We start from the raw sequence: 15,392 nt of genomic DNA on the forward strand, positions 1-15,392 counted from the left end.
ATGGCTAAGCTGAGCAAGCGTCAAAAGGCCCTGCAGGGCAAGGTCGAAACCACCAAGCTGTACTCCCTGACCGAGGCTCTGAACCTGGTCAAAGAGTGCGCCACTGCCAAGTTCGATGAAGGTATCGACGTGGCTGTGCAGCTGGGCGTGGACGCCAAGAAGTCGGACCAAGTGGTGCGTGGCGCTGTGGTGATGCCCAATGGCATTGGCCGCACCAAGCGCGTTGCTGTGTTCGCCCAAGGCGCCAAGGCTGAAGAAGCCAAGGCTGCTGGCGCGGACGTGGTGGGCATGGAAGATCTGGCTGAGCGCGTCAAGGCTGGCGACATGCCTTTCGACATCGTGATCGCCTCGCCTGACACCATGCGTATCGTCGGTACCCTGGGTCAAATCCTGGGTCCCCGCGGCCTGATGCCTAACCCCAAGGTTGGCACGGTCACGCCTGATGTGGCCACGGCTGTGAAGAACGCCAAGGCGGGTCAGGTGCAGTTCCGTGTCGACAAGGCCGGCATCATCCACACGACCATCGGCCGTCGCTCGTTCGACACCGACAAGCTCGAAGGCAACCTGCGCGCGCTGGTTGAGGCCCTGAACAAGGCCAAGCCCGCGTCGAGCAAGGGCGTGTACCTGCGCAAGGTGGCGATCTCGTCCACCATGGGCGTGGGTGCTCGCGTTGACGTCTCCAGCATCGCTGCTGGCGGCGCAGCCTGATCGGCAAATTCAATTGAGACGCTGAGCGAGTCTGGCTCGGTGTCGATGAATTGGTGGGCCAGGCGCTGCAAGGTGCCTGGGTCATCCAAGACCGCTGGCGGGCTCTTGTAGTCCTTAATGACAGGCTCAGGCTTGTGGCCAGCGCAGATGGCGGTCCCGCTGAACGGATTCATGGCTCGGAAGTGTTCGAGTGTTGTGTTTCCTGACAGAAGGTCGCTGATTACCGGTGTGCCCGATGCCGTCAAGGCCAGGGCACGTGATGTGAGGAGTAGACCTTGAGTCTCAATCGCAACGAGAAAGCAGCCGTTGTGTCTGAAGTGGCTGCGCAAGCCGCCAAAGCTCAGACGCTGGCGTTGGCTGAGTACCGTGGCCTCACCGTTGAAGCCTTGAACAAGCTGCGCGTCACCGCGCGTGCCCAAGGTGTGTATCTTCACGTGCTGAAGAACACCCTGGCGCGCCGTGCTGTCGCTGGCACGTCGTTCGAGGCGGCTTCGGAGAGCATGGTCGGCCCGCTGATCTACGGCTTTTCGGAAGATGCTGTCGCGGCTGCCAAAGTCATCGCTGACTTTGCCAAGACCAACGACAAGCTGGTGATCAAGGGCGGTGCCTACGGCGGCAAGGCTCTGGACGTCAACGGCGTGAAGGCGCTGGCGGCTGTTCCGAGCAAGGAAGTGCTGCTGTCGCAAATCGCCGGCCTGCTCAAGTCGCCCGTGCAGCGTACCGCTGCCGTGCTGGCTGCGCTGGCTCAGCAAAAGGGTGGCGGCGCCGAAGGCGACGCACCTGCTGCGGCTTGATCGCCCCGATTACTGCGTATCCCGCAAACATTCTGAAATTAGGAAACCATCATGGCATTCGATAAAGACGCATTCCTGGCTGCCCTGGACAGCATGACCGTTCTGGAACTGAACGACCTGGTCAAGGCCATCGAAGAGAAGTTTGGCGTGTCCGCCGCTTCCATGGCTGCTCCTGCTGCTGGCGGCGCTGCCGGCGCTGGCGCTGCTGCCGCTGAAGAGAAGACCGAGTTCACCGTGGTGCTGGCTGAAGCCGGTTCCAACAAGGTGGGCGTGATCAAGGCCGTGCGTGAAATCACCGGCCTGGGTCTGAAGGAAGCCAAGGACCTGGTCGACGGCGCTCCCAAGCCTGTCAAGGAAGGCGTGTCCAAGGCTGACGCCGAAGCCGCCAAGAAGAAGCTGGAAGAAGCTGGCGCCAAGGTCGAACTCAAGTAAGACCTGCGTCAATCCCCTGGGCCAGACCTTGGCTCACGGGGATTTGCATCTGGCAAGGGGTGGTCCGCTGGGCCACCCCTTCACTCTTTAGTGTTACCACTGATTGCAGTATCGCAATGAAGTGGAGCAGTTGAAAGCATCCTGCGTTATCATGCAGGGTTCTTTCAAGTGTTCTCTGATCCGACTGCAGAGAACCAGTTTGGTCGGGCCTTGGTGCAATGCCGAGGTTGTCCGCCAGCGGTTGGTAGTGGCCAACCACCAAGCTTCGGCGCCTCCGTTCTGGAAGCCGCCCGAATAGCCAGTCGCCGACGAAGCCTGTCCCCCGGCCAGGGGCGAGTTCTCGACACGGAGTGTTTATGGCGCAAGCAACCCCCTACAGCTACACCGAGCGCAAGCGCATTCGCAAGAGCTTCGGCAAGCGTGTGAGCGTGCTCAACGTTCCCTACTTGCTGACTATGCAGAAGGACTCATACGTCGCCTTCCTGCAAAAAGACCTTCCGCCCGCTAAGCGCAAGCCCGAGGGGCTGCAGGCGGCATTCGTTTCCACCTTCCCGATCGTTTCGCACAACGGGTTTGTGGAGATGAAGTTCCTGGAATACAACATCGCCAAGCCGCCGTTTGACGTGCGCGAGTGCCAGCAGCGCGGCTTGACCTTCGCTGCGGCCGTGCGTGCGCGCTTGCAAATGATCATCTATGACCGGGAAAGCCCACAGCCCAAGACGGTCAAAGAGATCAAGGAGCAAGAGGTCTACATGGGCGAAGTGCCCCTGATGACCGACTACGGCTCATTCATCATCAACGGCACCGAGCGTGTCATCGTTAGCCAGCTGCACCGTTCGCCGGGCGTGTTCTTCGAGCACGACAAGGGCAAGACCCACTCCTCGGGCAAGCTGCTGTTCAGCGCACGCATCATCCCTTACCGCGGCTCTTGGCTGGACTTCGAGTTCGACCCCAAGGACGTGCTGTACTTCCGCGTGGACCGTCGTCGCAAGATGCCGGTCACGATTTTGCTCAAGGCCATTGGCCTGAACCCCGAGCAAATCCTGGCGCACTTCTTCGTCTTCGATAACTTCCGCCTGATGGACTCCGGTGCACAGATGGAGTTCGTGGCCGAGCGCTTGAAGGGCGAGGTCGCACGCTTTGACATCACCGACAAGAGCGGCAATGTGCTGGTCGAGAAGGACAAGCGCATCACGGCACGCCATGTGCGCCAGCTCGAGCAGTCTGGCACCCAGCACATCACCGTGCCTGAAGACTTCCTGGTCGGTCGCGTGCTGGCCAAGAACATGGTCGACGGCGACACCGGCGAAATCATTGCCAAGGCCAACGAAGAGCTGACCGATGCGCTGCTGAAGAAGCTGCGCACCGCAGGCATCAAAGACATCCAGTGCTTGTTCACCAACGAGCTGGACGAAGGTGCTTACATCAGCCAGACCCTGGCTTCGGACGAAACGGCAGACCAGCTCGCCGCGCGCGTGGCCATCTACCGCATGATGCGCCCTGGCGAGCCGCCCACGGAAGACGCCGTCGAGTCGCTGTTCAACCGCCTCTTCTACAGCGGTGATACCTACGACCTGTCGCGTGTGGGTCGCATGAAGTTCAACGCCCGCGTGGGCCGCGACACGCCTGAAGGCGCGATGACCCTCTCCAACGAGGACATCCTCGACGTGGTGAAGATCCTCGTCGAGCTGCGCAATGGCCGTGGCGAAGTGGACGACATCGACCACTTGGGTAACCGTCGTGTGCGTTGCGTGGGTGAGTTGGCTGAAAACCAATACCGCTCGGGTCTGGCTCGTATCGAGAAGGCCGTCAAGGAGCGTCTGGGTCAGGCCGAAACCGAAGCGCTGATGCCGCATGACCTGATCAACTCCAAGCCCATCTCTGCGGCTTTGAAGGAGTTCTTCGGGGCCTCGCAGCTGTCGCAGTTCATGGACCAGACCAACCCGTTGTCGGAGATCACGCACAAGCGTCGTGTCTCCGCTCTGGGCCCAGGCGGTCTGACGCGTGAGCGTGCAGGCTTTGAGGTGCGTGACGTGCACCCCACCCACTACGGCCGCGTCTGCCCGATTGAAACGCCGGAAGGCCCGAACATTGGTCTGATCAACTCGCTGGCGCTGTACGCCCGCTTGAACGACTACGGCTTCCTGGAGACGCCTTACCGTCGCGTGATCGACGGCAAGGTGACCAATCAGATCGACTACCTCTCGGCCATCGAAGAAGGCAAGTACGTCATCGCCCAGGCCAACGCCACGCTCAACGAGCAGGGCGCGCTGGTGGACGAGCTGGTGAGCGCGCGTGAAAGCGGCGAATCGGTGCTGACCAGCCCCGAGCGCATCCAGTACATGGACGTGGCGCCGACGCAGATCGTGTCGGTGGCGGCCTCGCTGGTGCCCTTCCTGGAGCACGATGACGCCAACCGCGCACTGATGGGCGCCAACATGCAGCGTCAAGCTGTGCCGACACTGCGCCCCGAAAAGGCCATGGTCGGTACCGGCGTGGAGCGCGTGGCGGCCAAGGACTCGGGCACGGTGGTGGCAGCACGCCGCGGCGGTGTGGTCGACTATGTCGACACCAACCGCATCGTGATTCGCGTCAACGATGACGAGACCGTGGCCGGTGAGGTCGGTGTCGACATCTACAACCTCATCAAGTACCAGCGTTCCAACCAGAACACCAACATTCACCAGCGTCCCATCGTCCGTCGTGGCGACAAGGTGGCGGCCGAGGACATCATTGCCGACGGCGCTTCCACCGACCTGGGTGAACTGGCTCTGGGCCAGAACATGCTGGTGGCCTTCATGCCCTGGAACGGCTACAACTTCGAAGATTCGATCTTGATCAGCGAGCGCGTGGTGGCCGAAGACCGCTACACCTCCATCCACATCGAAGAGCTGGTGGTCAACGCGCGTGACACCAAGCTGGGCTCCGAAGAAATCACCCGTGACATTCCCAACCTTTCCGAGCAGCAACTGGCGCGCCTGGACGAGTCGGGCATTGTCTACATCGGTGCTGAAGTCGGCCCTGGCGATGTGCTGGTGGGCAAGGTCACGCCCAAGGGCGAGACCACGCTGACGCCGGAAGAGAAGCTGCTGCGCGCCATCTTCGGCGAGAAGGCTTCGGACGTGAAGGACACCTCGCTGCGCGTGGACCAAGGCACGTCGGGCACCGTCATTGACGTGCAGGTCTTCACCCGCGAAGGCATCCAGCGCGACAAGCGCGCTCAGCAGATCATTGACGACGAGCTCAAGCGCTTCCGCCTGGACTTGAACGACCAGCTGCGTATCGTCGAGGCCGATGCCTTTGACCGTATCGAGAAGCTGCTCACCGGCAAGGTGGCCAACGGCGGTCCTAAGAAGATTGCCAAGGGCACCGTGATCAGCAAGGACTACCTGGCTGAGGTCGAGCGCTTCCACTGGTTTGACATCCGTCCTGCCGAGGACGAGGTGGCCAATCAGCTGGAGTCCATCAAGAACTCGCTGGAGCAAACCCGCCACAGCTTCGACCTGGCTTTCGAAGAGAAGCGCAAGAAGCTCACGCAAGGCGACGAGCTGCCCGCGGGCGTGCTCAAGATGGTCAAGGTCTACCTGGCCGTCAAGCGTCGTCTGCAGCCTGGCGACAAGATGGCCGGCCGTCACGGTAACAAGGGTGTGGTGTCCAAGATCGTCCCGATCGAAGACATGCCCTATATGGCCGACGGCACACCCGCTGACATCGTGTTGAACCCGCTGGGCGTGCCCTCGCGGATGAACGTGGGTCAGGTGTTGGAAGTGCACTTGGGCTGGGCAGGTAAGGGCATTGGTCAGCGCATCGGCGACATGCTGCAGCGCGAGGCCCGTGTCTCCGAGCTGCGCGAGTTCATGGAGCAGCTCTTCAACCAAAGCGGCGGCAAGCAAGAAGACCTGAGCGAGCTCAGCGACGTTGAAGTGCTGGAGATGGCCAAGAACCTCACCAGCGGCGCGACCTTCGCCACGCCGGTGTTCGACGGTGCCAAGGAAGAAGAAATCCGCGGCATGCTCAAGCTGGCCTACCCCGAAGATGTGGCTCAGCGCAAGGGTCTGACCGACACGCGCACCCAGGCCTATCTGCACGATGGCCGCACGGGTGAGCGCTTCGAGCGTCCCACCACGGTGGGCTATATGCACGTGCTCAAGCTGCACCACTTGGTGGACGACAAGATGCACGCGCGCTCGACTGGCCCGTACTCGCTGGTGACGCAACAGCCGCTGGGCGGTAAGGCCCAGTTCGGTGGCCAGCGCTTCGGTGAGATGGAAGTGTGGGCGCTGGAGGCCTATGGCGCTTCTTATGTGCTGCAGGAAATGCTCACCGTGAAGTCCGATGACGTGAATGGCCGTACCAAGGTGTACGAGAACATCGTCAAGGGCGAGCACTCGATCGACGCGGGCATGCCCGAGTCCTTCAACGTGCTGGTGAAGGAAATCCGCTCGCTGGGCATCGACATCGAGCTCGAGCGTAACTAAGCATAGGAACAGGAGAGACACATGAAAGGTTTGCTGGACCTGTTCAAGCAGTTCACCCCGGATGAACACTTCGACGCGATCAAGATCGGGCTGGCTTCGCCCGAGAAGATCCGTTCCTGGTCTTTCGGTGAGGTGAAAAAGCCTGAGACCATCAACTACCGCACTTTCAAGCCGGAGCGCGATGGTCTGTTCTGCGCCAAGATCTTCGGCCCGATCAAGGACTACGAGTGCCTGTGCGGCAAGTACAAGCGCCTGAAGCACCGCGGCGTGATCTGCGAGAAGTGCGGCGTTGAAGTCACCCAGACCAAGGTGCGTCGTGACCGCATGGGTCACATCGACCTGGCCGCGCCTTGCGCTCACATCTGGTTCCTGAAGTCCCTGCCTTCGCGCTTGGGCCTGGTGCTGGACATGACGCTGCGTGACATCGAGCGCGTGCTGTACTTCGAAGCCTACGTGGTGGTGGACCCCGGCATGACGCCGCTGAAGAAGTTCAGCATCATGTCCGAGGACGACTTCGACGCCAAGCGCACCGAGTACGGCGACGAGTTCATCGCGCTCATGGGCGCTGAGGGCATCAAGAAGTTGCTGGAGGAGATGGATCTCGACGTCGAGATCGATCGCCTGCGCAACGACATGACCGGCTCCGAGCTCAAGATCAAGAAGAACTCCAAGCGCCTCAAGGTCATGGAGGCCTTCAAGCGTTCGGGCATCAAGCCGCACTGGATGGTGATGGACGTGCTGCCCGTGCTGCCGCCGGACCTGCGTCCGCTGGTGCCGCTGGACGGCGGTCGCTTCGCGACTTCGGACTTGAACGACCTCTACCGTCGCGTCATCAACCGCAACAACCGTCTGGCCCGTCTGCTGGAGCTGAAGGCTCCCGAGATCATCGTGCGCAACGAAAAGCGCATGCTGCAAGAAGCCGTGGACAGCTTGCTGGACAACGGTCGTCGCGGCAAGGCCATGACGGGCGCCAACAAGCGCGCGCTCAAGTCCCTGGCCGACATGATCAAGGGCAAGAGCGGTCGATTCCGTCAGAACTTGCTGGGCAAGCGCGTCGACTACTCGGGCCGTTCCGTCATTACCGTGGGCCCGACGCTCAAGCTGCATCAGTGCGGTCTGCCCAAGCTGATGGCGCTGGAGCTGTTCAAGCCCTTCATCTTCTCGCGCCTGGAAGCCATGGGCATCGCCACCACCATCAAGGCGGCGAAGAAGGAAGTGGAAGCCGGCACCCCCGTGGTGTGGGACATCCTGGAAGAGGTCATCAAGGAGCACCCGGTTCTGCTGAACCGCGCACCGACGCTGCACCGTCTGGGCATTCAGGCTTTCGAGCCCGTGCTGATTGAAGGCAAGGCGATTCAGCTGCACCCGCTGGTTTGCGCGGCGTTCAACGCCGACTTCGACGGTGACCAGATGGCCGTTCACGTGCCGCTGTCCATCGAAGCGCAGATGGAAGCGCGCGTGCTGATGCTGGCCTCGAACAACGTGTTGTTCCCGGCCTCGGGCGAGCCCTCCATCGTGCCGTCGCAAGACGTGGTGCTGGGCCTGTACTACGCCACACGCGAGCGCACCAACGGCAAGGGCGAAGGCATGATCTTCTCCGACCTGGCCGAGCTGCAACGCGCGCTGGACAACGGCGTGGTGGAAATCACCGCCAAGATCAGCGTGCGCATGGTGCAGTACACCAAGGGCCAGGAAGAGGGCGAGTGGATCCCCGAAACCAAGCTCGTGGACACCACCGTGGGCCGCGCGCTGCTGTCGGAAATCCTGCCCAAGGGCCTGCCTTTTGAGCACATCAACAAAGCGCTCAAGAAGAAGGAAATCTCGCGCCTGATCAACACCTCCTTCCGCAAATGCGGTCTGAAGGAAACCGTGGTGTTGGCCGACAAGCTGCTGCAGTCGGGCTTCCGCCTGGCCACGCGTGCGGGCATCTCCATCGCCATCGATGACATGCTCGTGCCCAAGCAAAAGGTCGAGCTCATTGAGCGCGCCGAGAAGGAAGTCAAGGAGATCGAGCAGCAGTACGTCTCGGGTCTGGTGACGGCCGGTGAGCGCTACAACAAGGTGGTGGACATCTGGGGTAAGGCCGGTGACGAAATCGGCAAGAAGATGATGGAACACCTCAAGGTGGAAAAAGTCATCGACCGCCACGGCAAGGAAGTCGACCAGGAGTCCTTCAACTCCATCTACATGATGGCCGACTCCGGGGCGCGGGGTTCTGCAGCGCAGATCCGCCAGCTCGCCGGTATGCGGGGTCTGATGGCCAAGCCTGACGGCTCCATCATTGAGACGCCCATTACCGCGAACTTCCGCGAAGGCCTGAACGTTCTGCAGTACTTCATCTCCACCCACGGTGCCCGTAAGGGTCTGGCGGATACGGCCTTGAAGACAGCGAACTCGGGTTACCTGACGCGTCGTCTGGTGGACGTGACGCAAGACTTGGTCGTGACCGAGTCTGACTGCGGCACCGACAACGGCATCGCCATGCGCGCCCTGGTGGAGGGTGGTGAGGTGATCGAGTCGCTGCGCGACCGTATCCTCGGCCGCGTCACCGCCATCGACGTGCTGCACCCGGAAACGCAAGGTCTGCTGTTGACCGCCGGCAAGATGCTGGACGAAGACACGCTGGACATGCTCGAAGCCGCCGGTGTGGACGAGGTCAAGGTGCGTACGCCGCTGACCTGCGCCACGCGCTTTGGTTTGTGCGCCAAGTGCTATGGCCGCGACCTGGGCCGCGGCGGCCTGGTCAACACCGGCGAGGCTGTGGGCGTGATTGCGGCCCAGTCCATCGGTGAACCCGGCACGCAGCTGACCATGCGGACCTTCCACATCGGTGGTGCGGCATCGCGTGCAGCGGTGGCCTCCAGCGTGGAAGCTAAGTCGGACGGCATCATCGGCTTCAACGCCACGATGCGCTACGTCACGAACGGCAAGGGCGAGTTGGTGGTGATTTCGCGTTCCGGCGAAATCGTCATTGCCGACCCGCACGGCCGTGAGCGCGAGCGTCACAAGGTGCCTTACGGCGCGACCCTCAACGTCAAGATCGATGCCACCATCAAGGCCGGCACCGTGTTGGCGAACTGGGACCCGCTGACCCGCCCCATCATTACCGAGTTCGCCGGTCAGGCGAAGTTCGAGAACGTGGAAGAAGGCGTCACCGTGGCCAAGCAGGTGGACGAAGTCACCGGTCTGTCGACCCTGGTGGTGATCGATCCCAAGCGCCGTGGCTCGGCCAAGGTGGTGCGCCCGCAGGTCAAGCTGCTGGACGCCAACGGCCAGGAAGTAAAGATCCCTGGCACCGACCACTCGGTGACCATTGGCTTCCAGGTGGGCTCGCTGATCCAGATCCGCGACGGCCAAGACCTGGCCCCCGGTGAGGTGCTGGCGCGTATCCCTGTGGAAGGTCAGAAGACCCGAGACATTACCGGCGGTCTGCCGCGTGTGGCCGAGTTGTTCGAAGCCCGTTCGCCCAAAGACAAGGGCGTGCTGGCCGAGCAGACCGGTACCGTGTCCTTCGGTAAGGAAACCAAGGGCAAGGTGCGTATGCAGATCACCAGTCCTGAAGGTCAGGTCTGGGAAGAGCTGGTGCCCAAGGACAAGAACATCCTGGTGCACGAAGGTCAGGTGGTCAACAAGGGTGAGCACATCGTCGACGGCCCGGCAGATCCGCAGGACATCCTGCGCCTGCTCGGTATCGAAGAGCTGGCTCGCTACATCGTTGACGAAGTGCAGGACGTCTACCGCTTGCAGGGCGTGAAGATCAACGACAAGCACATCGAGGTGATCGTTCGCCAGATGCTGCGCCGCGTGCAGATCACCAACCCTGGCGACTCCAGCTACATCGCGGGCGAGCAAGTCGAGCGCTCCGAGCTGCTGGACACCAACGACCGCCTGCGCGGCGAGGGCAAGCTCACGGCCACGCACGCCGATGTGCTCTTGGGTATCACCAAGGCTTCGCTGTCGACCGACTCCTTCATCTCCGCGGCTTCCTTCCAGGAAACCACCCGCGTGCTGACCGAGGCTGCCATCATGGGCAAGCGCGACGAGCTGCGCGGTCTGAAGGAAAACGTCATCGTGGGTCGTCTGATCCCGGCCGGTACCGGCATGGCCTTCCACCAGGCACGCCGTGCCAAGGAAGAGATGGACGACGCCGAGCGCCGCGCCATCGCCATGCAGGAAGCCGAGGAATTGGCCGCCATGCAACTGGCTGCGGTGGACGAGCAGTCCTCCAACGACTCGTCTGCTGACTGATCGATAGCGCCTCACGGTGCGTGGCCCTAGGGCTGCGCACCGGCCGAAGCCCCCAATCAAAAGCCGCCAATCAGCCCAGTGCTGGTGGCGGCTTTTTTCATGCTGGCCCCGCGGCGGGGGCGGGGCGTTTGTGGGGCCGCGGCGGCCTCAGGCCAGGCAGGCCCGGGCGCTGGGGTCGAAGTACTTGTAGCCCAGCAAAAACTCCTGGTGGCCTTGCACCTCAGACAGGCTGGGCCGGCCGCTGGCCACGTCCAGCACCTGCTGCACGATTTCCGCGCCCACCTCGTCCAGGCTGGTGTGGCCTTGCAGAATGCGCCCGGCGTTGACGTCCATGTCCTCGCTCATGCGGGCATAGGTGTCGGGGTTGGCGCAGACCTTGATGACGGGGCTGATGGCCGAGCCCACCACGCTGCCGCGCCCGGTGGTGAACAGCGTCATGTGCGCGCCGCAGCTGATGAGCTCGACGATTTCAGCCGTGTCGCTGATGTTGGGAAAGCCCCAGCGCACTTCACCGTCGGGCACCACGTCCAGCAGATAGAGACCACCGCGCCCGGTCTCGGGCACCGGGGTGCCGGGGGTGATGATGCCGTCGATCAGGCTGGCGCCGCTTTTGGCGTAGGCCCCCATAGACTTTTCTTCCTGGGTGGTGAGCCCACCATCGGCGTTGCCTGGCGCAAAGCTGCCGTGGCCCAGCACGCTGTAGTAGCGCGCGGCCTTGGCCACGCAGGCGGTGAGGGCCTCAGCCAGCTCGGGGCTGCGGGCGCGGGCGGCCATGTGAGGCTCGCAGCCGACGAGCTCGCCGGTTTCCTCAAAAATGCAGCGAGCGCCGTGGGCGATGAGGCTGTCGAAGGCGCGGCCCACGGCCGGGTTGGCGGTGATGCCGCTGGTGCCATCAGAGCCGCCGCAGACGGTGCCGATCACCAGGTCTTGCACGCCCATGCTCACGCGCATTTGGCGCGCCATGATTTGGCGGGCCTGCGCCACCCAGCTGCGGCCTTGGCCGATGGTGGCGTTGGTGCCACCGCTGCGCTGGATGGTGAGGGTGTGGACGGGCCGCCCGCTGGCTTTGATGACTTCCTCGAGGCGGTGCTTGTTAAAGCCTTCGCAGCCCAGCGAGACCAGCAAGGCGCCGCCCACATTGGGGTGGGTCAGCAGTGCTTCGAGCAGCTCTTGCGCGTAGGTGTTGGGGTAGCAGCCGGGAAAGCCGATGAGGTGCACGGGTGGGCCGTCGTCTTGCTCGCGAAAGGCTGTGACGATGTCGCGCGCCACATGGTGAGCGCACTCCACGAGGTAGACCACAGCCAGCACATTGCGTATGCCTTTGCGGCCGTCGGCGCGCAGCCAGCCTTGCCAGTGGGCGTCGGGCAGGGTGGGGCGGGGGGAAGCGTAAGGGGTCATGGAGCAGCCTTGGAGGAATCAGAAACAAAGCGCTGCCCCGCGTCTAGCGTGTAGGTGGGCAGGTAGTCGCTGCGCAGGTTGTGCAGGTGGATGTGCTCGCCCGGCGCAATGGCGTGGGTGGTGGAGCCAATGGGCGAGCCCCAGCGCAGCACCTTGGTGCCAGGCGCCATGGCCTCCAGCGCCACTTTGTGGCCCAGCGGCACGGCGCTGCCCAGGCGCAGGGTCTGGCCCGCGAACTCGATGACTTCGCCCGCGCTGAGGTTGCGCAGGGCGATGGCGCAGTTGTCTTGCGGCGCCAGCTGCAGGAGTGCCGCGCCCTGGCTCACAGGGCCTCCACGCTGTCGGCGCTCACACACAGCTGCTCTTGCTCACCCAGCCCGGCAATGCCCAGGCGCACGCGGTCGCCAGCTTTCAAATACCAGGGCTCGGGCTTTTGCCCCAGGCCCACACCTGCGGGCGTGCCGGTGGAGATGATGTCGCCGGGCTGCAGGCTCATGAACTGGCTGATGTAGCTCACCAGGGTGGGCACATCAAAGATGAGGTTGCTGGTGTGGCCGTCTTGCTTGCGCTGGCCGTTGACGTCCAGCCACAGCGCGAGCTGCCCCGGGTCGGCCACTTCGTCACGCGTCACCAGCCAGGGGCCGACGGGGCTGAAGCTGTCGCAGCCCTTGCCCTTGTCCCACTGCCCGCCGCGCTCGAGCTGGAAGGCGCGCTCGGACACGTCGTTGATGAGGCAGTAGCCCGCCACATGCGCCATGGCCTGGTCGCGCGAGACATAGCGCGTTGTGCTGCCGATGACCACGCCCAGCTCCACTTCCCAATCGGTCTTGAGGCTGCCGCGGGGAATGATGATGGGGTCGTTGGGGCCGCTCAGCGAGCTGGTGGCTTTGAGGAAGAGCACGGGCTCGGCCGGGGGCTCCATGCCGGATTCTTTGGCGTGGTCGCGGTAGTTCAGCCCGACGCAGATGATCTTGCCAATGCCCGCAATCGGGCAGCCCAGGCGCGGCGAGCCCGTCACCAGCGGCAGGCGCTCCAGGTCCAGACCACTCAGGGCCTGGAGCGCGGCGGGCGCCAGCAGGGCCGGGGTCAGTTCGGGCAGCAGCACGGAGAGGTCGCGCAACTGGCCTTGGGCGTCAAGAACGGCGGGTTTCTCGGCCCCAACGGGGCCCACACGTAGCAGCTTCATGGAAGTGAATTTCCTTTGGGTACGAAAGTCAAACGAGAGCGAAGGTGGTGAGCGCGCCGGGGCTCAATCCATGTGGAAGACCTCTTGCATGGCCGCCCAGTGCTCGCCCTCGGCGCGGCTGGCCAGGGGCTGTTGGCAGGGGCTGCAGACCGCCCACCAGGCTTGGGTCTGCGGGTCGGCGGCCATGGCGGCCCAGTCTGCTTCGAAGTCCTCTCCGACGTAGACGAAGTGAGAGAACAGCAGCATTTCGGGCTCGCGCAGGTAGATGGTGAAATCCCGCACATGGCTGCGGCGCAGCTGCTCCAGCACGGCGGGCCAGACGGCCGCATGCAGGCGTTTGTAGTCCTCCACCCGTTCCGGGCGGATGCCGATGACCATGCCAAAGCGCTTCATGCGGGGCTCCTTAACTCTTGAGGTTCAACGCGCGGCCACTTGCCAGCGCTGCAGGGCCAGCGTGCTGATGGCGTCCCAGTCCCATTCAATGCCCAGGCCCGGCGTGTCGGGTGCATGGGCACGGCCGTTTTCAATGCGCAGGCGGCTCTTGGCAATGCGGTCGAGCTGTGGGATGTATTCCACCCACGAGGCATTGGGCACGGCGCAGGAGAGGCTCACGTGCAGCTCCATCAGGAAGTGCGGGCACACGCTCACGTTCATGCACTGGGCCATGTGGGCCACCGCCAGCCAGGGCGTGATGCCACCCACGCGTGCCACGTCCACCTGCACGATGTGGGCGGCGCGGGCTTGCAGTACATCGGCAAACTGGCCGGGGCTGTAGAGCGACTCGCCCACCGCAATGGGCATGGGCGCGTGGGCACACAGCTCCTGGTGCCCGGCCAGGTCGTCGGCGGGCAGGGGTTCTTCCAGCCAGGCCAGCTGCATTTCACCCAGGGCGCGGGCGCGGCGCAGGGCTTCGCTGCGGCTGAAGGCCTGGTTGGCGTCCACCATCAGCTCAAAGCCCGAACCCACGGCCTGGCGCACGGCGCCGATGCGCGCCACGTCCTCGCTCAGGTGGGGCTTGCCGACTTTGATCTTGGCTCCGGCAAAGCCGGCCTCGCGTGCGGCCAGGGTCTGCTCGACCAAGGCGCTGGCGGGCAGCTGCAGCCAGCCGCCTTCGGTGGTGTAGACGGGCACGCTGTTTTGCGCGCCACCGGCCAACTTCCACAAGGGCAGGCCTTGCACGCGGGCGCGGCGGTCCCACAGCGCGGTGTCGATGGCGGCCAGCGCCAGGCTGGTGATGGCACCCACCGCGGTGGCATGGGTGGAGAACAGCAAGTCGCGCCAGATGGCTTCCAGCCGCTCGGGGTCTTGCCCCATGAGGCGGGGCAGCAGGTGGTCCACCAACAGGGCCGCCACCGAGGAGCCGCCCGTGCCAATGGTGTAGCTGTAGCCCACGCCTTCGCTGCCGTCGCTCATGCGCAAACGCAAGATGGGGGTTTCCTGGGCCACGAAAGCCTGGATGGCGTCGGTGCGCACCGTCTGGGGTTCCAGCCGCACCATCAAGAGTTCGGCGGAGGTGATGCGCACGGGCGCGGCGGCGCTGCTGGAGGAGGAGTGGCTCATGGTTGCTGGGGCTCCAAGGTCAAAGCGTGGCGACGGACAACGAGATAGAGGTGCTCGCAGGCCAGCACGGTGTGGCCGTGCTGGTTGCGAACCTCGGTGCGCTCGCGCACCAAACCATGACCAGGACGTTTGGCGACGTCTTCTTTCTCAGTGATGGTGAATTCCGTAGTCAAAGTGTCTCCAATGAACACGGGTTTTATAAATCTCAACTTGTCGTAGCCATAGCTGAAGGCGTGTTCATTGATTTCGTCAGCCCCCTGACCCACGCCTATGGAGAACACCAAGGTGCCGTGGGCCACCCTTTGTCCGAAGGGATGCTGTCGCATGAATTCCACATCCATGTGGTGCGGAAAGAAGTCTCCCGTCTGGCCGGCGTGCAGCACAAGGTCGGCTTCGGTCAGGGTGCGACCGCAGCTGCGGCGCGTGCGCCCGAGCGGAATTTCTTCGAAGTACATGGGGATGTTGCTAGGCATGTGGTTCGATCGGGTTTTTGCTTATGGAACAAATTTTCGCTGGCAACAAAATTGTTTTCGTGAAAACACTTTTCGCCTATAGCGTTAGCCCCATGTTGCCACTGCCTTCCACACA

11 protein-coding genes are annotated in these 15,392 nt (G+C 63.2%); 5 read left to right on the top strand and 6 right to left on the bottom strand.

Annotated elements, in window-relative coordinates; translation table 11 throughout:
* From rplA to rpoC, 5 genes are all read left to right on the top strand, one after another.
* Nucleotides 1-708, top strand: coding sequence for a 50S ribosomal protein L1 (rplA, locus tag ACG0Z6_RS10290; protein WP_394461057.1), 708 nt, complete (start codon nucleotides 1-3; stop codon nucleotides 706-708).
* Nucleotides 709-983: 275 nt separating this feature from the next.
* Entirely contained in the window at nucleotides 984-1,502 is a 519-nt protein-coding gene (gene rplJ, locus ACG0Z6_RS10295) for a 50S ribosomal protein L10 (RefSeq protein ID WP_394461059.1), read from the top strand.
* Nucleotides 1,503-1,553: 51 nt separating this feature from the next.
* Nucleotides 1,554-1,934 carry a 50S ribosomal protein L7/L12 gene (rplL, locus tag ACG0Z6_RS10300; protein WP_394461061.1) on the top strand — a complete coding sequence of 127 codons (381 nt, stop codon included), beginning with the start codon at nucleotides 1,554-1,556 and terminating at the stop codon, nucleotides 1,932-1,934.
* 356 nt (nucleotides 1,935-2,290) lie between these two features.
* On the top strand, nucleotides 2,291-6,412 hold the full coding sequence (gene rpoB, locus ACG0Z6_RS10305) for a DNA-directed RNA polymerase subunit beta (RefSeq protein WP_394461063.1): 4,122 nt from the start codon (nucleotides 2,291-2,293) through the stop codon (nucleotides 6,410-6,412).
* A gap of 21 nt (nucleotides 6,413-6,433) precedes the next feature.
* Complete coding sequence (rpoC, locus tag ACG0Z6_RS10310) at nucleotides 6,434-10,660, top strand: DNA-directed RNA polymerase subunit beta' (protein ID WP_394461065.1); 4,227 nt, start codon at nucleotides 6,434-6,436, stop codon at nucleotides 10,658-10,660.
* Between the two features lie 147 nt (nucleotides 10,661-10,807).
* Here the strand turns inward: rpoC and ACG0Z6_RS10315 are convergent, their stop codons facing one another.
* The 6 genes from ACG0Z6_RS10315 to ACG0Z6_RS10340 form a co-directional block, all read right to left on the bottom strand.
* Nucleotides 10,808-12,058, bottom strand: a complete 1,251-nt coding sequence (locus ACG0Z6_RS10315; RefSeq protein WP_394461067.1) for a UxaA family hydrolase — start codon at nucleotides 12,056-12,058, stop codon at nucleotides 10,808-10,810.
* Entirely contained in the window at nucleotides 12,055-12,384 is a 330-nt protein-coding gene (locus tag ACG0Z6_RS10320; RefSeq protein ID WP_394461069.1) for a UxaA family hydrolase, read from the bottom strand. The genes ACG0Z6_RS10315 and ACG0Z6_RS10320 overlap by 4 nt, the downstream gene beginning before the upstream one ends.
* Nucleotides 12,381-13,244 carry a fumarylacetoacetate hydrolase family protein gene (locus tag ACG0Z6_RS10325; RefSeq protein ID WP_394461071.1) on the bottom strand — a complete coding sequence of 288 codons (864 nt, stop codon included), beginning with the start codon at nucleotides 13,242-13,244 and terminating at the stop codon, nucleotides 12,381-12,383. Before ACG0Z6_RS10325 ends, ACG0Z6_RS10320 begins: the two co-directional genes overlap by 4 nt.
* Nucleotides 13,245-13,307: 63 nt before the next feature.
* Nucleotides 13,308-13,637 (bottom strand): L-rhamnose mutarotase, encoded by a 330-nt coding sequence (locus ACG0Z6_RS10330; RefSeq protein ID WP_394461073.1) that lies wholly within the window; start codon nucleotides 13,635-13,637, stop codon nucleotides 13,308-13,310.
* 24 nt (nucleotides 13,638-13,661) lie between these two features.
* A complete protein-coding gene (locus tag ACG0Z6_RS10335; protein ID WP_394461075.1) occupies nucleotides 13,662-14,804 on the bottom strand; it encodes a mandelate racemase/muconate lactonizing enzyme family protein in 1,143 nt (380 codons plus the stop codon).
* Nucleotides 14,801-15,259, bottom strand: a complete 459-nt coding sequence (locus ACG0Z6_RS10340) for a MaoC family dehydratase (protein ID WP_394461077.1) — start codon at nucleotides 15,257-15,259, stop codon at nucleotides 14,801-14,803. Before ACG0Z6_RS10340 ends, ACG0Z6_RS10335 begins: the two co-directional genes overlap by 4 nt.
* Nucleotides 15,260-15,392 lie beyond the last annotated feature (133 nt).

The organism is Roseateles rivi (genome assembly GCF_043555845.1).
GTDB lineage: Bacteria > Pseudomonadota > Gammaproteobacteria > Burkholderiales > Burkholderiaceae_C > Roseateles > Roseateles rivi.